Origin of the sequence: Lutimaribacter degradans, assembly GCF_023703375.1 — a bacterium.
GTDB classification, from domain to species: Bacteria; Pseudomonadota; Alphaproteobacteria; order Rhodobacterales; family Rhodobacteraceae; genus Lutimaribacter; species Lutimaribacter degradans.
In genome coordinates this window covers 12,377-34,702 of the sequence record NZ_JAMQGO010000014.1, presented here as the reverse complement: position 1 = coordinate 34,702, position 22,326 = coordinate 12,377, and the positions used below count along the sequence as shown (strand labels likewise).

The 22,326-nt window shown below is 61.1% G+C and carries 18 protein-coding genes; 12 read left to right on the top strand and 6 right to left on the bottom strand.

Features of this window, described 5'->3' with window-relative positions:
• The first annotated feature begins 61 nt into the window (after positions 1-61).
• Complete coding sequence (locus M8744_RS15920) at positions 62-2,323, top strand: adenosylcobalamin-dependent ribonucleoside-diphosphate reductase (RefSeq protein ID WP_251419603.1); 2,262 nt, start codon at positions 62-64, stop codon at positions 2,321-2,323.
• A 332-nt stretch (positions 2,324-2,655) separates the two neighbouring features.
• Here the strand turns inward: M8744_RS15920 and M8744_RS15915 are convergent, their stop codons facing one another.
• Complete coding sequence (locus M8744_RS15915; protein WP_251419602.1) at positions 2,656-3,591, bottom strand: hypothetical protein; 936 nt, start codon at positions 3,589-3,591, stop codon at positions 2,656-2,658.
• 751 nt (positions 3,592-4,342) lie between these two features.
• Here M8744_RS15915 and M8744_RS15910 point away from each other — a divergent pair.
• The 5 genes from M8744_RS15910 (at position 4,343) to M8744_RS15885 (ending at position 12,325) form a co-directional block, all read left to right on the top strand.
• Entirely contained in the window at positions 4,343-5,800 is a 1,458-nt protein-coding gene (locus tag M8744_RS15910; RefSeq protein WP_251419600.1) for a fused MFS/spermidine synthase, read from the top strand.
• A gap of 366 nt (positions 5,801-6,166) precedes the next feature.
• Positions 6,167-7,051 (top strand): alpha/beta fold hydrolase, encoded by an 885-nt coding sequence (locus M8744_RS15905; RefSeq protein WP_251419598.1) that lies wholly within the window; start codon positions 6,167-6,169, stop codon positions 7,049-7,051.
• A gap of 459 nt (positions 7,052-7,510) precedes the next feature.
• Complete coding sequence (locus M8744_RS15900; RefSeq protein WP_353049797.1) at positions 7,511-8,722, top strand: hypothetical protein; 1,212 nt, start codon at positions 7,511-7,513, stop codon at positions 8,720-8,722.
• A gap of 729 nt (positions 8,723-9,451) precedes the next feature.
• The gene (locus M8744_RS15895) at positions 9,452-10,963 is read left to right on the top strand and encodes a hypothetical protein (protein WP_251419594.1); all 1,512 of its coding nucleotides are present in this window, start codon (positions 9,452-9,454) and stop codon (positions 10,961-10,963) included.
• A 354-nt stretch (positions 10,964-11,317) separates the two neighbouring features.
• The gene (locus tag M8744_RS15885; RefSeq protein WP_251419592.1) at positions 11,318-12,325 is read left to right on the top strand and encodes an LLM class flavin-dependent oxidoreductase; all 1,008 of its coding nucleotides are present in this window, start codon (positions 11,318-11,320) and stop codon (positions 12,323-12,325) included.
• A gap of 283 nt (positions 12,326-12,608) precedes the next feature.
• Here the strand turns inward: M8744_RS15885 and M8744_RS15880 are convergent, their stop codons facing one another.
• Positions 12,609-13,322, bottom strand: coding sequence for an anti-sigma factor family protein (locus tag M8744_RS15880; protein ID WP_251419590.1), 714 nt, complete (start codon positions 13,320-13,322; stop codon positions 12,609-12,611).
• Positions 13,309-13,842 carry an RNA polymerase sigma factor gene (locus M8744_RS15875; protein WP_251419588.1) on the bottom strand — a complete coding sequence of 178 codons (534 nt, stop codon included), beginning with the start codon at positions 13,840-13,842 and terminating at the stop codon, positions 13,309-13,311. Before M8744_RS15875 ends, M8744_RS15880 begins: the two co-directional genes overlap by 14 nt.
• A gap of 184 nt (positions 13,843-14,026) precedes the next feature.
• Between M8744_RS15875 and M8744_RS15870 the strand changes: the two genes are divergently transcribed.
• From M8744_RS15870 to M8744_RS15860, 3 genes are all read left to right on the top strand, one after another.
• Positions 14,027-15,379, top strand: a complete 1,353-nt coding sequence (locus M8744_RS15870; RefSeq protein WP_251419586.1) for a S8 family serine peptidase — start codon at positions 14,027-14,029, stop codon at positions 15,377-15,379.
• A gap of 72 nt (positions 15,380-15,451) precedes the next feature.
• Entirely contained in the window at positions 15,452-15,772 is a 321-nt protein-coding gene (locus M8744_RS15865; RefSeq protein WP_251419584.1) for a hypothetical protein, read from the top strand.
• A 67-nt stretch (positions 15,773-15,839) separates the two neighbouring features.
• Positions 15,840-17,090, top strand: coding sequence for a PqqD family protein (locus M8744_RS15860; RefSeq protein WP_251419582.1), 1,251 nt, complete (start codon positions 15,840-15,842; stop codon positions 17,088-17,090).
• 113 nt (positions 17,091-17,203) lie between these two features.
• On the opposite strand, the gene M8744_RS15855 is transcribed toward M8744_RS15860, so the two are convergent.
• Positions 17,204-18,616, bottom strand: a complete 1,413-nt coding sequence (locus M8744_RS15855) for a dihydrolipoyl dehydrogenase (RefSeq protein WP_251419580.1) — start codon at positions 18,614-18,616, stop codon at positions 17,204-17,206.
• Between the two features lie 260 nt (positions 18,617-18,876).
• Here M8744_RS15855 and M8744_RS15850 point away from each other — a divergent pair, with 260 nt between their 5' ends.
• Together M8744_RS15850 and M8744_RS15845 are read left to right on the top strand one after the other, a co-directional pair.
• Positions 18,877-19,164: a sll1863 family stress response protein gene (locus M8744_RS15850; protein ID WP_251419578.1), complete on the top strand. Its 288-nt coding sequence runs from the start codon at positions 18,877-18,879 to the stop codon at positions 19,162-19,164.
• 302 nt (positions 19,165-19,466) lie between these two features.
• Entirely contained in the window at positions 19,467-20,210 is a 744-nt protein-coding gene (locus M8744_RS15845; RefSeq protein WP_251419576.1) for a ZIP family metal transporter, read from the top strand.
• Between the two features lie 127 nt (positions 20,211-20,337).
• Here M8744_RS15845 and M8744_RS15840 read toward each other — a convergent pair whose 3' ends face one another.
• Complete coding sequence (locus tag M8744_RS15840) at positions 20,338-20,973, bottom strand: hypothetical protein (RefSeq protein ID WP_251419574.1); 636 nt, start codon at positions 20,971-20,973, stop codon at positions 20,338-20,340.
• Between the two features lie 139 nt (positions 20,974-21,112).
• On the opposite strand from M8744_RS15840, the gene M8744_RS15835 reads away from it, so the two are divergent.
• Complete coding sequence (locus M8744_RS15835) at positions 21,113-21,916, top strand: LytTR family DNA-binding domain-containing protein (protein ID WP_251419572.1); 804 nt, start codon at positions 21,113-21,115, stop codon at positions 21,914-21,916.
• Positions 21,917-22,200: 284 nt separating this feature from the next.
• On the opposite strand, the gene cydX is transcribed toward M8744_RS15835, so the two are convergent.
• On the bottom strand, positions 22,201-22,314 hold the full coding sequence (cydX, locus tag M8744_RS15830; protein ID WP_251419570.1) for a cytochrome bd-I oxidase subunit CydX: 114 nt from the start codon (positions 22,312-22,314) through the stop codon (positions 22,201-22,203).
• Positions 22,315-22,326: the final 12 nt, after the last annotated feature.

Sequence of the window (22,326 nt, the reverse complement as noted above, 5' to 3'; positions counted from 1 at the left end):
ATCCGGCGCCATAAGGCATTCTGAGTGCCTTCCATCGAAACGCCCGACGAGGATTCGCGCCATGACCCGTTTTGCCGCCCCGATCGCTGAACAGATCTGGGACATGAAATACCGCTTCAAAGAGGCTGACGGCACCGCCATCGACCGCAGCGTTGAAGATACCTGGCGGCGCATCGCGCGGTCTCTCGCCGAGGTCGAGGCCGAGCCTGCGAAGTGGGAAGACAGCTTTTTCCACGCTCTGGAAGATTTCAAATACCTTCCTGCGGGGCGGATCACGGCCGGTGCAGGCACCGAACGCACCGTGACGCTGTTCAACTGTTTCGTGATGGGCACAATTCCCGACAGCATGGCCGGAATTTTCGACATGCTGAAAGAGGCCGCGTTGACCATGCAGCAGGGCGGCGGGATCGGATACGATTTCAGCACAATCCGCCCCAAGGGCGCGGCGGTTCACGGCGTGGCGGCGGATGCAAGCGGGCCATTGTCGTTCATGGACGTGTGGGATGCGATGTGCCGCACCATCATGAGCGCGGGCAGCCGCCGGGGGGCGATGATGGCGACGATGCGCTGCGACCACCCCGATATCGAGGATTTCATCACCGCCAAGTCCGACGCCGCGCGGCTGCGCATGTTCAACCTTTCGGTGCTGGTGACCGATGATTTCATGGAGGCCGTCAAGGCCGACGGCCCTTGGGAACTGACCTTTGGTGGCAAGGTTTATCACACGGTCGAGGCGCGCGACCTTTGGAACAAGATCATGCGCGCGACGTATGATTACGCTGAGCCGGGCGTGATTTTCATCGACCGTATCAACAAGGCCAACAACCTGAACTATTGCGAAACCATCGCGGCCACAAACCCCTGCGGCGAGCAACCGCTGCCGCCCTATGGCGCGTGCCTGTTGGGGTCGATCAACCTGGCGCGGCTGGTGGATCGCCCGTTCGAGGATGGCGCCGATATCGATACCGCAGCGCTGGATGACCTGGTCGCCACCGCCGTTCGGATGATGGACAACGTGGTCGATGCGTCGAATTTTCCCCTGCAGGCCCAGGCACAAGAGGCGCAGGCCAAGCGCCGGATCGGGCTGGGCGTGACGGGTCTCGCGGACGCGTTGCTGATGGTTGGCCTGCGCTACGGCAGCGACGAGGCTGCGGCGCAATGCGAGGCGTGGCTGAAACGCGTGGCGCGCGCCGCCTACCTGGCCAGCGTGGAACTGGCCAGGGAAAAAGGCCCGTTCCCGTTGTTCGATGCCGAGAAATTCCTAGCCTCGGGCGCGATGCAGCAGATGGATGATGATGTGCGCGCCGCGATTGCCGAGCATGGTATTCGCAATGCGCTGCTGACCTCGATCGCACCCACCGGAACCATCAGCCTGTATGCCGGCAATGTAAGCTCCGGTATCGAGCCGGTTTTTGCCTACAGCTACACACGCAAGGTGCTGCAAAAAGATGGCAGCCGCACCGAGGAAGAGGTGGTGGATTACGCCGTGCAGATGTGGCGCGACAAGTTCGGCGATGCCGCGTTGCCCGACTATTTCGTCAATGCCCAGACTTTGGCCCCGCTTGATCACGTCAAAATGCAGGCAGCGGCCCAGAAATGGGTCGACAGCTCGATCTCCAAGACCATCAACTGCCCCGAGGATATCGGTTTCGACGATTTCAAGGATGTCTACCTTCAAGCCTATGAAACCGGCTGCAAGGGTTGCACCACGTATCGCCCCAACGATGTGACGGGCAGCGTGCTCAGCGTCAGCGAAAACAGCGAGACGCGCCCCGAGGCGGATCAGGGGGCCGATGTCATCTACATGTCCGAACCGCTGGATCGCCCCAAGGCGTTGGAAGGTGCGACCTACAAGCTGAAATGGCCCGATAGCGAGCATGCGATCTACCTGACCGTGAACGACATCGTCATCAATGGCCACCGCCGCCCGTTCGAGGTTTTCATCAACTCGAAGAACATGGAGCATTTCGCCTGGACGGTGGCGTTAACCCGGATGATCAGCGCCGTTTTCCGGCGTGGCGGCGACGTGTCTTTCGTGGTCGAGGAACTCAAGGCCGTGTTCGACCCGCGTGGCGGGGCTTGGCAAAATGGCAAGTACATTCCCTCGATCCTCGCGGCCATCGGGGGCGTGCTGGAACAGCACATGATCGCCATCGGTTTCCTGGAAGGTGAAGGGATGGGCCTGAAATCCGACCCACAGGCACAGGTCGTGAACATGGAGAACAACCGCGGCAAGGCCTGCCCCAGCTGCGGACAATACGACCTACGCATGATCGAGGGCTGCATGACCTGCATGAGCTGCGGCCACAGCAAATGCGGCTGATCCGCGAAGGCGGTATGTGAAAAGAACATTGGTCGTTCTTCTGGAACACGAAGAAGAAATCTGACCGCTTGCGCAATTTTCTTTGCCGGTTCTTGCCCGCACCACCGCAGATGTTCTTTGGCGGTGCGGGATCAGGTTTTTGCCTGCGCTTGACCGGCTGCCGAGGGGGAGGGACTACCGGCTCGGTCCTTGAGCAAAAAACGACAAGAGGCGCGCAGGGCCGGGCCCCTTGGGCATCGCGATAAAACGCGCAGCGCCTGAAACGGCGCCGCCCGTCCAGTGTCGGGGCGGCCTAGGCAAATCCCTGTCGGAACTTCCAGGCTGCCAGCAGGTCAACGGGCCGGGTGCACGACGCTTTCGGACAGCAGGTTTTCGTGAAGCCCGTCAAGCGCGTAGCGCAGGCTGTAGGTGTCATTGTCTCCCTTGTGGAAGACCAGGACGAGACGAGGCTCTTTCATCCTCGCCGCCGCCGCGAAAAACGGACCATAGGGCGCGATGGCCGTGATGCTGATCAGGTCATCCTTTTCACCGCATTCGGCCGTCACGCCCTTCACGCCGCGCACGAGATCGGTGAAATTGCGGGTGCAACGCACGCATAGCTCGAGCCTCTCGTCGTTGCTGCACGTCTTGCCCCGCTCCAGGGCATGGATCGTCAAGCGCCTGTCGCCCGCCATATCCCACAAGGCGAGTTCCTTGAAACCCTTGATCTGCGGCTTGGTGATGTTCTCTTCCATCGCGCGCACGTCCATCATCACTGAAAATTTCAAGGCCGCCGTGCCAAGAACGGTTTCTGCCATGCAGTAGGACAGATCCTCGATACTTGCCCCCGAACCGAGTCCCTCCTTGCACATTTCCAGTGCGCCGCGCGGGATGCGCGGGCCGAAGCTGAACAGCATCATGTCATCCGGGAGTTCCGCCCGATGTTCCTCCCTGGCCTTCTCGTGATCCAGGATCCAGCGGTGAATGCGTGCGAGGTAATCCGCCTCCCCGGCCCGGAAATCATACCAGCTGATCGGCAGGAAGACGGAATTCGTCTGCGCTTCCAGCGACACCCGCATCATATCGCGCCTCGTGTCGTGCCTGGATACATACATGGCCGCGCCGCGCTCGCGGCTGTCGTTGCGAGCCTCCATCGCGTGCCAACCAGTCTTTTCGTGAAGGCGCGGCGCCGGCGGGGCCGGTTCTCCCAATGACCTTCCCTGGGCGGCAAGCGTGGCCGGACCAATCATCGCCAGCATCATCAAGACAAACCTGAGCATCCAAATCATCCTTATCTCCTTCACTTCCGGCACACACCTTGGTCATTTCGGCGCGAAACGAAAGCCGGAAAACCGCTGATCGGCGCAACGGATGCGCCCTCCAACATGCGGGAATGCCCCCACTTGTGATTCCTTTGCCGAAACCAGATCATTTCGAAACCGTTCATCGTCCAAGGCTCACGAACGGTCGGAAGGGCATGTTCATTGACGGGCGCGGTGTCCGGCGCTTCGGAATAGTAGGCGCGAGATCGGGCAGTGTCTGAGGTAAGGCAGATCAAGGTTGTGCGTCCGAGTCGCGGATCTACGCACTTCGGCCTGACAGGTTGCCGGAATTGCAAAAGTCGATCGATCGAAACGGGATTTAAAAGTCGACAGACCCGGTACACGCCAATGACTTACTTGGCGAAGTCAAACGCTTGGGGTGTTGAAATTGACCCTGGCCGGACGTTGAAACTGCCTTCAGGACAGGGCAGCCACAGCCCGATTTTCCGACATTCGCCGTAACCGCGGGTTCTTGCACCAGATGAATTTACAAAACTCGGAAAGGCTTTCGGTGGACGCCTCGATTCCTCTGTCGCCTGACCTGCGCCTGCTGGCCTTTTCTTCATGGCAAAAGCCTGAAGGTTTGCGCGAGATCCACCTAAGCACAAGCATAAATCCCCTGGTCATTATTTTCCGAGGAAGACATGATTTCCAAGAAAAGCCTGCTACTTGTTAAGTCCAATTCGAGTCAAAACCGCTCAGCCAACCCTGAAAAGACATGGAGGCTGCCATCCGCTTTTCAGTCGCTATCGCGCTCGTCCTCGTGCTGTCGGCTGCAGGGCTGACATACGAGATCGCCGCAGGCCGTGTGCTCGCGCCCTTCTTTGGTGCCTCGCTGCTGACCTGGACGACCGTTATCGCGACGGTTCTCGGCGGATTTTCCCTTGGCAGCGCTCTTGGAGGGATCGTGGCAGAACGGCCGCGCGCAGTCGCCTTGCGCAATGTCCGCAGCGCGCTTGTCGCGACAGCGGTACTCATGGCCGTGTCGCCGGCGTTGCTTGGCGTGCTGTATGCCTGGGGCGCGCGCGGCACACATGGCATGATGATCAGCGTGTTCCTCGTTTTCTTTCCGGCGTCTGTGTTTGTGACTCTTCCGTCGCCCTTGCTTGCGAAACTGGCAATCGAGGCGCGGCCGGGCCGGGAGGGATCGTCGCTGGGTTTCGTTCTGGCCGCAGGGTCTATCGGGGCTATTTTCGGAGCGATCCTCGCCGGGTTCGTCACCTTGCCCCTGATTGGCTCGACGGCGACCTTTGTGGCCTGCGGGGCAGTGGCGCTGCTTTGCTTGCCCTTTGTGCGCAGCGGCGGGCAGGCGAATCCCGGCGTGACTGTCGCGGCGGCCGGTTTTGTCGCCTTTGCAGCCCTGGCCGGATCCCCGGTCTGCCAATACGAATCTGGCTTGTCCTGCTTGCATGTCGCCCAGCGGGGCCCGGAAGTGCGCCTCGTCTCGGATGGCACGGTGCAAGCCGCCGAACGGGTCACGCCGGTAGAGGCTGACGAGAGCACGGTCGAGCTTGTCCTGAGCTACACCGAGTGGATGTGGGCGCGCATGGATCGCGACCTGGGGCCTGAGGCATCGGTGCTGTTCGTCGGCGGCGGCGGTTACACCCTGCCAACAAAGCTGCTTGCCTCGCGACAGGAGGCGCAGGCGGTGGCCGTCGAGATCGACCCCTTGGTGACGGAGGTGGTGCGTGTGCACATGCCAAGTGCCGCGGAAATGATCGCGCAGGCCGGCTATCACGTATCCGAAGATAAAGTTTCCGAAGGTCGGCTTGGCATAGTGCATGCCGACGGGCGGGTCTTCTTGAACGAAACAGATCAACGCTTCGACGCCGCCGTGATGGATGCGTTCTCTTCCGGCTCGGTCCCGGCGCATCTGGTCACGCGGGAGACCTTTGCCCGCCTGCGGGAGATCGTCGATGGCCCTGTTTATGTGAACCTTCTGGATGCTCCCGATGGCCCCCTCGCGCGCGGTGTCCACGCGATCCTGCGGGCGCTATATCCACATGTTCAGGTCGTTCAGGGCCAGGTGAACGCACGGGGCCGAACCAATATCCTCTTCGCGGCCTCCCGCCAACCACTTGATCCTCTTGACAGTTCGCCAGACGGCTACGGCCCCACGCAAATCTCTGACGCGCGCGCCTTCACCGATGATCGCGGTTGGATCGGGCACCGGTAAATCTTGCAAGCCACTCGGTGTTTTCGGCTTTTTTCGAGGCTTCGCCACACCGTCAAGCACCGCGTGGCCGTTCTGCCAGATCAGCCAGTCGCTACGCCCAAGACGGTCAGTGATGGACGAATTCACGCAATGCTGAACTTTCCTGCCGGAAGACGAATTATTTTGCGCGACAGCCTTTTAACATTTCGGGTTGCTCACGGCAGCCGTCTTGACGTCCAATCTTATGATCAGGATCTCCGAATGGGCCGGATGCGGAGGCCGCGCAAGGCGCTAGCTCGCCGCGTGTTGACGCGACAAACGATCGCTTCGATAGTTCGGATAGCAGCCAGAGACACCCCGACACGTCGAATGGAAGGACATGCTTTGATGACTATGAAACTAAAGAGCCTCGCGGCTCTTGGCGTCGCATTGACCGCGCAAGCCTCTTTCGCGGAAGAAGTTCAGCTTGGCGAAGACTTGACCATCCACTATGAGACTGTGGGCACGGGAGGTACGACAATCCTGTTTGTCCCCGGCTGGGCGATGAGCACCGAGGTGTTCGAAAAGCAACTCGAGACATTCGAAGGGTCGACGGATTACACATTCGTTACCTTCGATCCGCGTGGTCAGGGCGACAGCTCCAAAACCGTTGGCGGTCATTTCTACCAACAGCACGGCCGCGATCTGAACGCCTTCATTGAGGCGCTGGAACTAGACAATATCGTACTGGGCGGATGGTCTTTCGGCGGAAACGCGGTTCTGTCCTATGTCGATCAATTCGGGACCGAGCGCCTGAAAGGTTTCGTGATGATCGATGCCGCGCCGAAGTCGACCGGGGCGGACAACACGACCGAATGGGTTTGGTACAGCCATGATGATGCGGATGGCTTCGAAGCCTTCTTCACGATGGGCCCATTGCTGTATCGCGATGACATGATCGCGGGGTTCGCGGAGTGGATGCTTGCGGACACGTCGGCAGAGAACATTGCATGGGCCAGTGCGATCGCGGAAAAGACCAACTCGACAACAATGGCCTTGTTGAATGCGGCCGGCACTTTCGACGATTACACCGAAGACCTGACCGCGATGGATGGTGAAATCCCATTGCTCTACATCGTGCAGGAAGAATGGGGTCCCGTCGTGTCGGAATGGGCCGCCGCCAATACTCCAAGCGCGATGGTTTCTGCAACGATGCCGTCCCACCTTGGTTTCTGGGAAGACCCGGATGGGTTCAACGCCGAACTGATGACGTTCTTGGAAGGTATCGACTGACACGGGTCGGCCGAACTGGACAGATAGACAGCCACGACGGTCTGGGCCGGATCACGCCCGGTACTCCACCGGGATTTTCGGCCATCTTGCGGCAGCGCGGCGTGCGGGGTCGCCGTGATGTTGGCGCGCCTCACCTTGCGGCCCAGTAGGATGCAACGGATATTCGATGACCGTCACGGTCGCGCCGCAGGGACAAAAGGCTACTGATGTGCGGCGTCAACTTGCAACTTGGGTAAGCGGGCTGCACGCAGATAAAGTAACGCGGCATAAAGGATCATTGTTATGGGCGGCTTGGCAAACAGGGTGGTCGGCCTTCTGCTTTGCGCGATCACGCTGCTTGTCGTTTGCAGGGAATGGGGCGTCGCAGGGTGGACGCAACCTGCCAAACCAGTGCTGGTTCTTGTCCTTGTGGCGATCTTGCTTTTCCAGGTGCGATTGTCCCGTAAGGCGTTTATCGCCGTGGGTTTGATTATCAGTATCGCGCTGGTCGCCACGACCCCTGGTTGGCGCGCGATCATCACGCGTGGGCTCGAGACTGCTGCGTTCATCGGCGCATTTTTCACCGCGCTGTCAACGCTGCGTACCGTGGCGCAGACCTCGCCGGCGATCCAGCGGGCCGGAACCTTTCTAGCAGGCCAACCCCCCGGCAGGCGCTATGCGGCATTGACCGTGGGCGGCCAGGCGTTTGCCTTGCTGCTGAACTACGGATCCCTTCAACTGCTTGGCTCGCTCGCGACAAGCAATGCGAACACAGAACCCAACCTGGAAATCCGCGGGCACCGTATTCGGCGAATGCTTCTGGCGATCCAACGTGGTTTTGTCTCGACCCTGCCGTGGTCGCCGCTGTCCTTTGCGGTGGCGATCACCATCAGCGTCATTCCGGATGCCACCTGGGGCAAGGCATTGGTTCCAGGGGTGGTAACATCGATCCTGCTGGCGGGAATTGGCTGGGCGCTCGACACGATATTCAAGCCGCGATTGACAATCACGCCGGTCCGCAGCGCGGCGGTAGGCACTTGGGCAACGATGCTGCCGCTGGCGGTGTTGTTGACCATTCTGCTTGTGGGCGTGGTAACGCTGAGCACGCTGACGCAGGTTCGGGTTGTCGGCATCATCGCTGTCTTGGTGCCGTGCATCGCCGTTTTTTGGATGCTTCTTCAGCACTGGGACGAGAATCCCGCATCCACCACGCGGGCGCGCATCAAAACCTATGTGCTGCAAGAGCTGCCTGGCTATCGCGGGGAACTGACCCTGCTGATGATGGCGGGTTTCATAGGCACGGCCGGGTCGCAACTATTGGCACCGATGGTGCAGGCGACAGGGTTCGATCCGTCCTACTTCCCGACCTGGACCATCCTGGTCTTGCTGGTCTGGATCATCCCGCTGGCCGGGCAGATCGGCATGAACCCGATCCTTGCTGTCACGCTGATTGCGCCGCTCATTCCGGCAGCCGGTGACCTTGGGGTGCAACCGACAGCGCTTGTGGTCGCGATCACGGCCGGATGGGCGCTAAGCGGGGCAAGCTCGCCCTTTACGGCGACAACCCTTCTGATCGGCTCTTTCGCCGGTATCAGCGCAACCCGCGTCGGGCTGGTCTGGAACGGTGCCTATACTCTGGCTTGTGGCTTTGTGTTGTCCCTCTGGGTCATTGCATTCGCCTACCTGTCTTGACCACGCGGCAGTCCTCCCGATCAAAAGGGGATGCTGAAGTAGAATTTTCTCGGCAGGATGGCCGAGGGAATTCCGATGAAGAGTGCCAGCATTGAAATAGCCTGCCGCGCCGCCGAACATGGGCAACGGCGGGGTGATCCCAGCCCACTAACTGAAGAGAGCCGCGTAGGTCCGACAACGATACCCCTGCAAAAATGGGTAGATTACCGCTGGAAATCTCAGGCGCTGGCGATGACGCACGACGCTAATTGATGACGTGCAAGAGCGTTGGCCGCCCGCTGCGCGCCATTTCTGAAGCAGCAGAGCGCCTGCCATCAATCCAATGGCTCGCCTTGATATCCAGGCTGGGTGCTCAGGCTGGCGGTGAAACCAGTATCGGAGCACGAGAAAGGCGGTTTTCGCCGCCCGTTTTCCAACAAGCTGCAATATGATCATGCACATCGCCAAATGTGCAACGCGCCTTCAGGGCGCGCGCTTTCGTTCGGGGCATGGCGACCGGATTTGGTCGAGAACATCCCATATCCCTGGGTCGCCGAGTTTATCGGCGAAATGGGTCATTATTTTGGGAACGACCGTGCTTTTGGCGCTTTGTATAGCTGAGGGCTGGCCTATGAAAACCATTCCTCGGTAGCGGTGTCACTTGGGTGGTCAGATTCGTCAGGCACAAAGAGCCAATAATGGTGTATAATCGAAGTGCATTTTTGGCGGCCCTAAAAAGGAATTGTTCCCTTGATGTATCTTTTTTTATTGCTGCTCCCGCTCATTGGCATGATTGGGTCGGGCTCTGACGATGCGGAAACCGTTGAAGAGGATCATGATGATGATCCCGATCCTGATCCCAATGTGACGCGCACCGGGCAATTCGTATCGGATGATCTGTTCGGGGCAAACGCCGTCTACAGCATAAATACCGACAAAGGGACACCGACTGAAACGCTGCATGGTTCTATCGAAGCGTTTGAGTTGGAAAATCTCCGCTATCCAGGAGGCCAGGCAGAACCCGACGGCGTCGATGGCATAGACTTTCTGGATATCACGCAACTGGGCGAGGATGGTTCCCTCCGTCCAGAGTTGACTGATTTCCTGGACAATATCGAAGGCGGCGTCACGCTTGTCATCCCGACTGCAGGTTCCTCTGTCGAAGAGTACGGCAAGGGGCTGGCAGATTGGACCGAAAAGGTGATGAATGACTATGGCGACAAGATAGACGCCTTTGAGATCGGCAATGAATATTGGTCTTATATGGGCGAGACAGAGTACGGCCAAAAGGCAGACATCGCGATAGATGCGCTGGCGCAAGGCATTGCATCCGCGGATCAGGGTGATCCTGATATTCTTGTCCAGATGGCGACACCGAACGCCGAGTCAGAGTTTCACGCCAGCGTCGATGATCGTGGGTATTTGACGCGCGTCACCGATGCCAACAACGCGATCATAGACCAACTGAGCGAAGAATCGCGCGCGAATGTGGATGGGGTGGTCGAACATTACTACTGGAACGATTCCCCGTTTCCGTTTGATGGCCAATCCACGGAAGTGCGGCATATAGATAAAGACTTCGAAGTGTGGAGTGATCGGTTCGGTCGCGATCTCGATCTTTACATCACTGAATGGAACATCAAGGCGAACAACGATGTCCGCACTGGTGTTCAAAGCCTGCCGCTCTTGACGGAGATGGTGGAAAACATGGTCGAAATGGGGGTCGATACGGCGCATGTCTGGCCGATCAATCACAACACCACCAATGATATCGGCGGCAGTTTCGACAGTGGCAGCGTGCTGACGGACGATCAAGGACGGGTAATCGAGAACGTGCGCGGCGCCATGTTCGACCTCATGGCGAAGAGCCTGCCGGGCAAGGAGCTTTTGAGGCTCGACCTGGAAAACCTGCCTGAAACAAGCGATATCGCCGCCTATGAGGGCGATGGAGAGATCGTGCTCTATATTGGCAGTCATTCACTTGAGCCGGTCGAACTTGAATTTGATCTCAGGGACGTGGCACCTGACTTCAAGTCCGCCACCGGAGTGGTGGTCGGCTATGACCCGGCCACGTCCGACGGCCAGAGCTACGTCCCCGGACAGGGTATGCAGCCGGACGTGTCCGTGGAAATCGACGGCAGGCCCTATTACCTGACCGAGCACGATACGCGAGCTCTTTTGACTGACCAGGTTTTCGCCGACCCGCAGATCAATGTCAGGCTTTTGCCGTATCAGGTGCTCGAACTGACTATCCGCAACTGACACAAGATGGACCTGTCGCCTGTTTGAGCCGATCCAAGTGCTTCGGCCATCTTCCGTTCGAAGGCGGCAGGGCTTTTCCTGCCCGATGCTTTTCGCCTGCCGCGCGGAACGTAGAAGCCGTTGATGTATCGAAAGGTGGCCATCTCGGCTGGCCTTTATGCTTCCCATGGGCGCGAACAGCGCGGCGCAGATACCTTGCCCCATTGCATATTTGTTGACCGATACACCCAGGCCGCACTCGTGCGCCGTGCCAACGGCACATGTCGCGTAGCTTGCGCCGCCGCGCAGGGGCAAACCGATAAGGGCTTGGCCCGACCGCTTGGGATGATTAGCTGTTATCCAAAGGAGAGCGCCATGCAGAAATTCTCGCTTCTCGACCTGTCGCCCATACCCGAAGGCAAGACCGCGACCGATGCGCTGGCCGCGACAGTCGACCTTGCCCGTGCCGCCGAGCGGTCGGGCTATCACCGCTACTGGCTGGCCGAGCATCACAACATGCCCGGCATTGCCAGCGCGGCCACCGCCCTGGTGATCGGGCACGTGGCCTCGGCAACCTCTACCATGCGGGTCGGTGCGGGTGGTATCATGCTTCCCAACCATGCGCCGCTTGTCATTGCCGAACAGTTCGGAACCCTGGCCACGCTCTATCCGGGACGGATCGATCTGGGTCTGGGCCGGGCACCCGGCACGGATATGGCGACGGCCCGGGCGCTGCGTCGTCACATGGCACCCGAGGACAGCTTCCCCCAGGATGTGCAGGAGTTGATTGGCTATTTCGGAGACAGCTCGGACGGAACTCCCGTGCGCGCCATCCCCGGAGAGGGCACCCATGTTCCGGTCTGGATCCTGGGCTCCAGCCTGTATGGCGCGCAGTTGGCCGCCTTCCTCGGGCTGCCCTATGCCTTTGCATCACACTTCGCGCCGGCCATGCTGGAAGAGGCGCTGGCCGTGTACCGCAGCACGTTCCGGCCATCGGACCGGCTGGACAAACCCTACGTGATGATGGCGGCCGGGGTTTGCGCGGCGCCAACCGATGCCGAGGCGGCGTATTTGCGATCCTCGCAACTCCTCGCCTTTGCGCGCCTCAGAACCGGCCGACCCGGCAAGCTGCCCTTTCCGACCCATGATGTGGACCGGGAGATACCGGCGCCGATCATGGCGCAGGTGCAGCAGGCACTGTCATGTTCCGCCACCGGCTCGGCTGCAAAGGTCAAAGAACATCTGGGCGGGATCATCGACGCATTTCAGCCCGATGAACTGATGGTGACCGGCATGATCCATGACCACACGGCGCGAGTCCGGTCTTTCGAAATCGCGGCGGAGGTTCTAACCGATCTATCAAAAGGCCCTGTCGCCGCCTGAGTGGGGCGTAATCCCCCGATGCCTCCGGCGATCCTCCTGCAACATCCTATTGGCGCCGGCCCCCACGTCTGGAGGTTGCCCGGCTCGACTTTACAAGCCACAGGATCATATCGCAGATATCGTGCCCCATTCTTCGTGCATCGAGCGAGAGGATTGGGGCACGGACGTCGCCTTTCGGTCGGCTTTGAAGGTCGGCGGCCTTGTATATGACGGGAACACAGGGCGGTCTTGCCAAGCATGGCGGCGCAACCCGCCTACCGTTCGTTTCCTTTTGGAAACCCAGTCAGCGCAGTGCGCTTGCTTCAGCCTCGACGGTGAGTGCGCGGCCAGCGCCGATCGCGCTAAGAAAATCGTCGATCACCTCGGTCGCCACGTCTGACGCAGGTGTGAACCCGCTGTCAGGGCCGTCGGTCACGCTGATCGCAATGCGCCAATCCCCGCCCTTGCGGCAAGCCAAGAAGCGACCGGCAGGGTCGGATGCAGGGGAAACGGCGATCAGGCGGCACAGACCTTGCTCGGTGTCGAAGGTGCCCAGAACACGCGCTGTCCCGAACCCCGCCACGTCATATGTCTGCCCGGTTGGGACATCCGACACCGTTCGGGCCACGTCGGCAAGCCCCGGCGTGCCAGCCGGACCGTCGGGGGATCTCAGCCCCCAACCCAACCCGACGCCCGCCGCCAGCGTCGCGGCAAGGGCAAGCGGCCAGGCGACGCGCGGCAGGACCGGGAGAATGTTGTTTGCCGTCTTGGTCGCGGGCTTGTCCGTGGCGGCGGGCGTTGCAAGAACAGCCTTGACCAGGCGATCCGGCACGCCGTCCTGCGTGTAAGCCGCGCGCAGTGCATTCGCAGTTTCGGTGAAGACGGCGTAACGGGCAGCGAGCGCAGGATCATTTTCGATCCTGGCCCGCAGGGCGTCGGCCTGCTCGGGTTCAAGTTCGCCATCGGCAAGGGCCATCAACATGTCATCGCTCACGCTGTTTTCTCTAGGGTCGCTCATTGCGCTTCTCCTGTTTCGCGCGCGGTGTTTGGGTCATCCCCAGCTCTTCCGCCAGCGCGGTCCGGGCTCGGGCCAATCGGCTCATCACCGTGCCGTTCGGGATATCCAGTGCCTCTGCGGCCTCGCGGTATCGCATCCCCTCTACGCAGACCAACATCAATACGGCGCGTTGGTCCGGTGGGAGCCTGTCCATCGCGGCGCGCACCCGTGACAGCTCCAGACGTGCCTCGGTAACCTTCCGCCCGTCTTCACCGACCAAGGGGTGGGATGCGGCGGCATCGTCGATGGCCACAACCGGGCGCGCGGCCCTGTATTGGTCAATCCAGGTGTTGCGCATGATGCGAAACAACCAACTGTCCAGCCGGGTGCCCGAAGCGAAACTCGAAAGATTGCCCAACCCTTTCTCGACAGTCTGCTGCACCAGATCGTCGGCCTCGTCCCAGCTTGGCGCCAGGGATCGGGCGAATGCTCGCAAACGCGGGAGCAATTCAATGATCTGCTGTTTCAACTGGTCCGTCACGTTTTGTCTTCCTCGTGGGGCTGCGCGGGGTCAAACTGGTCACATCAAGGAAAACGGTTCCCGACCGGAATTATTCCGAAAACGTGATCAGAAAACTTCTGGATGATCTGGAATAGAATGCTCACCCTTGTCGTTGTGTATGAACATACACTTGTGCCTTGTTGCATGAAGGAGCCTTAGACCGATGCCCGAGGATGACCATCCGGACATGACCCGCCGAAAGCTTTTAACGCGTATCGGCCTGGCTGGTGCAACGGCCTATACCGCGCCTGCGCTGACGCATTTGGGTATGGCGCATGCTTCCGGCGGCTCTGGCGGCGGCGCTGGTGGGGCTGGCACCGGGGGTGGTGGTTCGGGCGGCGGTGCCCGAAATATCTGGGGCAACAACCGTAGTCGCCCGGACCCCCGGAGCAACAGGCGGCGGGTGGTTCAGGCTGCGCCGACACCACCTGATCTGGAAATCATTCTGGCCCTGCCCGCCGGTGTCGCGGTGACGCCAGCGCGCGATGCAGGCTACACAGTTCTGGGGGAAGCGCCCAACAACACGATTGGTGGAACGCTTTACCGGCTTGGCCTTCCTGCGGGCCGCTCTGTCGAAGAAGGGTTGGACGAATTGACCGATCTTTTGCCCGACGCTCTGAGCGACGAAAACCACGTCTACACGCCGGACGATTTCTTGTGCGATGATGATGGATGTGCCGCGCACGAGATGATCGGCTGGTCAGGCTGGCCCAGCATCTATGCGCCTCGCATCGGCGTGATCGACACCGGTATCAACCAAGACCACCCAGCGCTTGCTGGGCAGAACCTGAAGGTACACCAAGCCGACCTTGGGGGGCGAGCGGCGGCAGGGCGCAAGCATGGAACGGCCATAGCGGCGATGCTGGTGGGCCGGTTGGAGTATCGCGTACCGGGCTTGCTACCCAATGCATCTCTTGTGGCGGTCGAGGCATTTCATCGTGGTTACTACGGTGAACAAGCCGATATCTTTTCGCTGGCCGAGGCGATGGACATTCTTCTGGCTGCAGATGTCAGCGTCATAAACATGAGTTTTTCCGGCCCCCGCAACGCTGTTCTGGAAGAATTGATCACCCGAGCGGCCACAAGGGGCGTTGCCACGGTGGCCGCCGCTGGAAATGACGGGCCCGGGGCAGAACCGGCCTATCCGGCCGCGTTTGAAAAGGTGCTGGCCGTCACTGCTGTTGATCATGCTGGACGGGCCTATCGGCAGGCAAACCACGGCCATTACATCAATTTCGCAGCCCCGGGCGTGCGGGTCTGGGTCGCGGCGTCAGTATCGGGCGGGCGCCTCAAGTCTGGTACCTCCTATGCCGCACCGTTTGTTACCGCCTCGCTTGCCGTGCAACGCCTGCGCGCGCCCGCATTGCCGCTGGAACAAACGATCACGGAAATGTCTCGTTGTGCCAAGGATCTAGGGGAAGACGGGCATGACCCCGTGTTCGGGCATGGGCTGGTCGCGGCGCCTGGGCAATGCTTTGGGGAAGAGGCCGAATTTTTCCCCGCCTCGGGGGAATAAAAGGGGGTAGCACCACGTTTTATTCACATGGTCACCGCGAGTGACCGCAAGAAAACGCAAAGGAGTAGAACGATGGCTGACGATAAGAAAACAAGCATCTCTCGCCGCCATATGCTGGTGCGGCTCGGATTGGCAACCGGGGCAGCCTATGTGGCGCCGGTAATGATGCATCTGGGTGCCGCGCACGCGTCGGGCGGATCAGGCGGTGGTGCCGGTGGATCAGGCGGTGGCGCTGGTGGCTCGGGCGGTGGATCCGGTGGATCGGGCGCATCGGGCGGGTTTGGCGGCAGCGGCGCTTCGGGCGCGTCGGGCGGTTTCGCAGGCGGTTCGGGCCCGTCAGGTGGGTTCGGTGGCAGCAGCGGCTCGGGCCCGTCGGGTGGCGGTCGCCGCTGAGGCCATGAACCAGTGCCTGGCCAGACCTTGCGTGAGTCACTCAATGATTTTGACTTGAGAAGCTGACATGGCCGAAAACGGACAGAACAAACCCGCAGCCGAAGCGCGCAGAACGCGCGCTTCGGTTTCTCGCGCAACCCGATTAAGCTTTGCGGGGCTTTCACACGAAGTCGAGTTGAGAGAGAGCGACGAGATTCACGAAAGCCTGCGCAAGACAATGCCGGGCTGGCGTCCCGCGTTGCAATCAGTCGCAACCACGCGCGATGCTCCGCACTCGGCCATTTGGCGCGGCTCTGATGGGCGTTTTAGCTTCCAGTCCTGGTGGGGGGAAAGCCCTTTGAAAGGGCTCGGCCTGGCCGGGGCCACCTGTGGCGCGGTGGCTGATCTTATCCAGTCCTATCTTGATGAAAGGCCGGGCACGCTGGGCCTTCATTGTGGTGCTGTGCGAATTGGGATCCAACTTGTTGCTTTCACGGGTCCGTACCGGGCTGGCAAGTCAACATTGGTCACCCGGCTGGGCGCCGAGCCGGATTGCGCGCTGTTCTGCGACGATATTCTGCCGATCGAACCGGACGGAACGGCGCTGGCGCTTGGGGTTCAGCCACGCTTGCGCCTGCCTTTGCCCGACGGTATCTCGTCTGGTTTCCGTGATTATGTGGCGCGCGCCAAGACAATTCACGACCATCGCTACGCATTCGTTTCAGACCCGCAACAAGCCGCTTTGGGCACAAGTGCGCCGCTGTCTGCAATGGTTGTCCTGTGCCGGAAAGACGGCGCGCGCGCCCGGTTCCATCAACTCGACACAAGCGATGCGGCAGCGTTCGTGATTCGGCAGAACATCGCCGACCCAGGGGATGCAGACTCTCACTACGACCGAATTGAGGGGCTCGTTGAAAACCTGGTTTGCCTCACGCTGGTATATTCCGATCTTGAAGAGGCCGTAGCACTTATCCGCGATACTTTCGGCCAGTCCCACGTTCCAGATCTACAAGAATCCCTGGCGCCGCCCTTGATGATGAATGATCCAGCCGATGCAGCAGAGCCGGCTGATTTGAGGAAGGAATTCGCCCGCGCGGAAGATGTTGTGATGCGCCGAATTGGTTCAGACATGTTCTTGTGGCAGATGGAAACGCGAAGTTTTTTCAGGCTCAACCATGTGGGCGGTGCCGTTTGGATTCTTTTGGAAACACGCCAACCCGGCAGCAGTATCGTCGCGACGTTGGAAAAGGTCTTCCCCCACGCACCTGCGCAAGTGGTCGAACACGACGTGGCAAAGCTTTTGGGCCAGTTGCAGAAACGAGGTTTGGTTGACCCCTGACATGCCGTGCCCGACCCTAGTCAATGGGTTTGCGCAAGCCCGGTGAAGGCTGAGCGCTCGGGCCGCCTTATCTGTCGTCGGCCCGAGAGCGTCATTTTATTCATGAACCCGCATCAGTCGAGAGCATCATGCCCGATGGCCTTGCAGTCGGACAGGTCGGAGCCACCCGCACCGGCCACATTCTTGGCGAGGTCGCGCAGCGCGCTGCGAAGACCCTCTTCCAGCACGGGGTGATAGAATGGCATGGCAAGCACGTCGGCGACCGTCATTTTCGCTTCCACCGCGAGGGCAAGCAGATGCACCAGATGTTCGGCCGCCGGCACACACATCTCGGCGGCCAGCAGGCGGCCGGTCTGGCGCTCGGCATGGATGCGCAGAATGCCCGCGCCGGTCTGCGCCATGCGGGCGCGCGGCTGGTTCGAGAACTCGGCACTGCCGGTCGCGATGTCCTGGTCGTTCAATTCCGACAGCGGTGGACCGATCCTTGCCACCTGCGGTGCGGAAAACACGATGGAAAGTGGCGTCCGCCTGCACAGGCCGGAATCTTCTGCGTCCGGCGCGGCCATGCGGCCGGCTATGTGCCCCTCGTCGGCGGCCTCGTGCAACAGCGGGCGGTAACCGTTCGCGTCGCCAGCTAGGAACACCGGCAAATCGCCGATGCGAAGCGTCGCCGGCTCGATCTCGGGCATGCCCCTGTCATCAAGTGGCACGCCAAGCGTTTCTAGCCCGAGATCATCGATGTTTGGCCTGCGGCCCATCGCGGCCAGTACCGCGTCGGCCTTGAACGAGCCGCCAGCGCCGGTCACGCGTATGGCATCGCCCATTGCCTCGAGCTCGGCCGGTGCGCCCAGGTGAAGGGCGACCTCGGACTCGATCAGCGGGCGGAAAGCGGCCAGAATTTCGGCGTCGTCGATTCCCGCCAGGCCTTCGACCGCGTCGAAGCCAGCCACTTCCAGCCCCAGCCGGGACAGCGCTTGCGCGATTTCCACGCCGATGGCACCCATGCCGATAACGGCGATGCGGCGCGGCAGGTTCGACTGTTCGAACAAGCTGTCCGTGGTCAGGATGCGGTCGCCGAAGTCGCGCCAAGGCCCCGGAACGACCGGGCGGCTACCGGGCGCGAGGATGATCGCGCGGGCCTCGATCGTCTTGCCGTCGACTTCGAGCCGACCGGGGCCAAGCAAACGCGCCCGGCCCGACAGGGCGCGCTCGCCAAGCTTGTCGGGCACCGACTCGGGGCCTCGCACAAAGCTGTCGCGCATCTGGCGCACGCGCGCCATGACAGCGGGAATATCTGCGTGCAGCCCGTCGGCACCGCGGATGCCGAACTCTTCCAAAGCGCCACGACGGTGAAACGCGTTTGCCGCCTCGATCAGCGCCTTTGACGGCATGCAGCCAACGGCGGCGCAGGTCGTGCCCCAATGCCCGCTGTTCACCAGCAGGAAATCCTTGGTGTAGCGACGCACCTCGCGCAAGGCTGAAAGCCCGGCACTTCCGGCGCCGACGATAACGGTATCGACCTTCATCGCATTACTCCTTCAAGCAGGCTTCGGAATTGGTTGCGGGCTCGGTGTCGGTCCTGAGAGCCCAGCGTTGCCCGTCATTCGCGCACGCAAGCTCGGTGTCCGGCACTATGAGATTCGTGGTCTCGGACATGGGCTATATCCTCGTGGGGCAGTGATTTTCGCATTTCTATTTTTGCATACTTTCATGCCGCGTGACCATGGGTTATCCTTTGAGACTCAAGAAGTTTTCAAAATCGCGAAACATGGAAGGGATTTTCCAAATGACCGACAAGAACGCTTATATTGAAAAAGCCAAGGCCCGGATCGACCAATGGAACGCCGAGATCGACAAGATGAAGGCGAAGCTGGAAGAGGCCGATGCAGATGCGAAGATCGAGTATCAAAAGCAGCTCGACGAGGCGCGCAAGCAGCGTGACGAAGCCGAGGCAAAGCTGAAAGAAATGCGCGAGGCCAGCGACGACGCCTGGAGCGACATGAAGGCCGGTTTCGACAGGGCATGGGACAGCATGTCAGACGCGTTCAACAGCGCCATGTCCAGGTTCAAGTGAAGGCCTGCACCGAATTTCTTGGTGCTATCCGTACGGCTACTGGCGCCGCGATGTTGGCCCTGACGGACGCCTTGTGCAGGTGTGCCAAAGCGCGGCGGCAGCATCTGAGCCAATAATGTGACCGGCAGACCACGCGCTACGGCGCTTGGCAAGCGGGTGCAAGTAGCGCCCAGGACGCGCTGAAAACCTGCTTTTCAGATGCTTTGAGCGGGGCACGCCAAGACGCAAACGCCACCTGCCGGGTGACAGAACGGTCGCGCGGGGAAATCATCGCGGTCGGCCAAATTGTTTTTTGGGAACCTATGGACACTACTATCTGGATCGTCGTTGCAGCGGCGCTTCTCACCGCCATCATGACCGGCGTTGGTGCGCTGCCCTTCCTGTTCGTCAAAAAGGTCGGCCATCGCACGGTGGGGTGGTCGAACGCTGCTGCCGCTGGCCTTATGCTTGCGGCCAGCCACAGCCTGGTCGCCGAAGGCGTGTCGCTCGACATTACGTTGACGCTGCTGGGCGTGCTGCTGGGGCTTGGCGCGATCGTGCTGGCGGACCGGCTGCTGTCGGGCGCCGGCGATGTCGAGGTGGCCGACCTGCAAGGTGCGGGCGCGGCCAAGGCGTTGCTGATCCTGGGTATCATGACGGCACATTCCTTTGCCGAGGGCGTAGGCGTGGGCGTGTCATTCGCAGGGTCGGATGGGCTGGGCGCCTATATCACCACGGCCATCGCTTTCCATAACGTGCCCGAGGGGCTGGCCATCGCTCTTGTCCTTGTGCCGCGTGGTTCCCCTGTCTGGAAAGCCGCGCTTTGGGCAATCTTTACCAGCCTGCCGCAGCCGATCATGGCGGCGCCGTCCTACCTTTTCGTTGAGACCTTTCGGCCCTTCCTTCCAATAGGTCTTGGCCTGGCGGCGGGCGCGATGATCTGGATGGTGTTCTCGGAGCTTTATCCCGACGCGTTGGAGAAGGTTGACAGCGGGTCAACTGCCACCGCAGTGACGCTGGCATTTTCGGCCATGATGGCTTTCCAGATGCTTGTGCTCGCCCACTGATCGCGCGAGCGGGCGCCGAACCGGGATTGCCGCCTTCCGGCCTGGCCTGCTCGCGTTTTGTCGCTCCTTCGATTTCGAAGATGCGTGTCGGGCACCGTGCCAACATGTTTTGTCGTTTTGCATCGGGTCAGGTGCGGACGGCTCCGCGCGTTACACGGGCGGTCCACCAGAAGATGACGGGAGTGAGCACTACTGTCGGCCCAAGCCACACCACGAGGTCGGGCAGGAAGCCCAGGTTCACGACGCCTGCAGCGGTGATCGTTGCGATGGTGCCGCCCAGCATCCGGCCCAGATGACGCGCGATGCGTGTCTTGCCGGTGATCGGGCCGCGCGCCCAATCGCGCCAATCGGCCAGCGCCATGGTCAGGCCGATGGAACCAAAGGCCAAGAGGATCACCGGCTGCGCGCCGCTTGCTGTCAGCAGGCCCTGCGCGCCCCAGCCCAGCATACCAAGGCCCGCCAGTGCCATTACCGCCCCGCCCGCATGGTCAAGGCGCCTCGGGCGTCCGTCGCGCACCATCGCAGCGCGCCAGCCGGTAAAGACGAGGTAGAGGCTGAAAACCCCCACGGCGAAGAGGAAGGCATTCGGGTTCGCCACTGCAAGCACCAGCGCGCTCAGCCCGACGATCAGCATGGCGAGCGTATAGGCGTTGCCAGAGCGTCGATGCAGACGGCCGCCCTTGGCGCTGCCGACGGCAATGCCAGCCGCTGCCAGCGCCGCGACGCCAGCCAGGATATGTAGCAACAGTAGAATCTGGGTCATGGTTCAATGTCTCCGCTTTTGGTCGAAGTCCATGTTCTGGACGATATGCACCGGGTAGCGGCGGCACCTCGGGCCGGACCAGCGAAGTTGCGGAAACGGTTGGGAAATTGCGTGAACGGCATGTATGGTTGCGTTCACGATGCGCGAACGACTTGCCCAATTGTCTCTCCGCCTGGGGCCGCCTCTCGGGCTGGGCCTCGTTCTGGGGCTGATCGGGCCATTCGGCACCTATGACCTGCTACCCGCGGCCGCGCGGCTTGCCTATTGGCTGGCGGTTGTCTCGATGAACTGGCTGTTGGCCGACGCTGTTCTGCGGCGGGTTGAGGCACTGGCGGGTGATCGGTTGCCTGCTCCAAGGCTTACAGTGCCTGTGGCGGGCGCTTGTCTCGCCGCTGTGCCCGCGACGGGCGTGGTGGCGCTGGCCAACGGGCTCTCGGGGATCGGCTGGCCGGGGAATATCGCGGTCCTTTTCGGGCAAGTCCTGCTGCTGCTCACCGCCATTGCCTTGCCGGTCTATAATCTGGAGAGCATGGAGGCGCAGAACGCGGCGCGGCCCGACCCGGCGACACCCGAGGGTGTTTCTTCACCGCACCCATCGTCGGGGGAAAAGGCGCCGCAACCGGGGGTGGACGGCCTGTCGCTATTCCAGGCAAGGCTTCCTGGGCCGCTTGGCGGGCGTATTCTCTGCCTCGAGATGCAGGATCATTACCTTGTCGTGCACCATTCCGGCGGCTCCGAGATGATCCTGTGCCGGATGGAGGATGCCGCGCGCGAACTGGATGGCCTCGGTCGCCGCGTGCACCGCTCCTGGTGGGTGGCGGCCGATGCGGTGATCGGTGTCGAGCGCGAGGGTCAGCGCACCCTCTTGCGCCTGACCGATGATCGCCGCGTGCCCGTGGGCCGGTCATTCCGTCCCGATCTTAAGGCCGCCGGCTGGCTGTGACCGGCGGTGGCGCAGGTGCCGCAACCGGGGATGGCTTGCCCCATGTCTTCCCGCGAACCTGCATGGCCGCGGCCCGATGCACTCCGCACGGTCACTACCGATCTTGGTGAGTGTGTGACGACATCGATCGGGCGAGGGCGCTGCGCCGTGAACCTGGATCGGGGAGCAAGAGGCAGCGGTAGGGGTGATGACCGCACCGAAGGCAGCTTCCTTCATCGTGGTCCAGGCGAACGGTCAAATTTTACCGTTCGCCTGGACCAGGTTTTTCAAGAATTGGCGCTTGTTTATTCGGCGTCCTCGGTAAGGTGTGAATCCTCGCGCACCTCGAACCACATGGCGTTGAGAATGGCGAAAAGCGCGGCCAGCGGAAGGCCGAGTATCCAGGCAAAATACCACATTGGGTGTCCTTT

Excerpts from the sequence above, each read along its gene's own strand:
- M8744_RS15920 (WP_251419603.1), top strand. The coding sequence starts at position 62 with ATGACCCGTTTTGCCGCCCCGATCGCTGAACAGATCTGGGACATGAAA.
- M8744_RS15915 (WP_251419602.1), bottom strand. The coding sequence starts at position 3,591 with ATGATTTGGATGCTCAGGTTTGTCTTGATGATGCTGGCGATGATTGGT.
- M8744_RS15910 (WP_251419600.1), top strand. The coding sequence starts at position 4,343 with ATGGAGGCTGCCATCCGCTTTTCAGTCGCTATCGCGCTCGTCCTCGTG.
- M8744_RS15905 (WP_251419598.1), top strand. The coding sequence starts at position 6,167 with ATGACTATGAAACTAAAGAGCCTCGCGGCTCTTGGCGTCGCATTGACC.
- M8744_RS15885 (WP_251419592.1), top strand. The coding sequence starts at position 11,318 with ATGCAGAAATTCTCGCTTCTCGACCTGTCGCCCATACCCGAAGGCAAG.
- M8744_RS15880 (WP_251419590.1), bottom strand. The coding sequence starts at position 13,322 with ATGAGCGACCCTAGAGAAAACAGCGTGAGCGATGACATGTTGATGGCC.
- M8744_RS15870 (WP_251419586.1), top strand. The coding sequence starts at position 14,027 with ATGCCCGAGGATGACCATCCGGACATGACCCGCCGAAAGCTTTTAACG.
- M8744_RS15865 (WP_251419584.1), top strand. The coding sequence starts at position 15,452 with ATGGCTGACGATAAGAAAACAAGCATCTCTCGCCGCCATATGCTGGTG.
- M8744_RS15860 (WP_251419582.1), top strand. The coding sequence starts at position 15,840 with ATGGCCGAAAACGGACAGAACAAACCCGCAGCCGAAGCGCGCAGAACG.
- M8744_RS15855 (WP_251419580.1), bottom strand. The coding sequence starts at position 18,616 with ATGAAGGTCGATACCGTTATCGTCGGCGCCGGAAGTGCCGGGCTTTCA.
- M8744_RS15850 (WP_251419578.1), top strand. The coding sequence starts at position 18,877 with ATGACCGACAAGAACGCTTATATTGAAAAAGCCAAGGCCCGGATCGAC.
- M8744_RS15845 (WP_251419576.1), top strand. The coding sequence starts at position 19,467 with ATGGACACTACTATCTGGATCGTCGTTGCAGCGGCGCTTCTCACCGCC.
- M8744_RS15840 (WP_251419574.1), bottom strand. The coding sequence starts at position 20,973 with ATGACCCAGATTCTACTGTTGCTACATATCCTGGCTGGCGTCGCGGCG.
- M8744_RS15835 (WP_251419572.1), top strand. The coding sequence starts at position 21,113 with ATGCGCGAACGACTTGCCCAATTGTCTCTCCGCCTGGGGCCGCCTCTC.
- cydX (WP_251419570.1), bottom strand. The coding sequence starts at position 22,314 with ATGTGGTATTTTGCCTGGATACTCGGCCTTCCGCTGGCCGCGCTTTTC.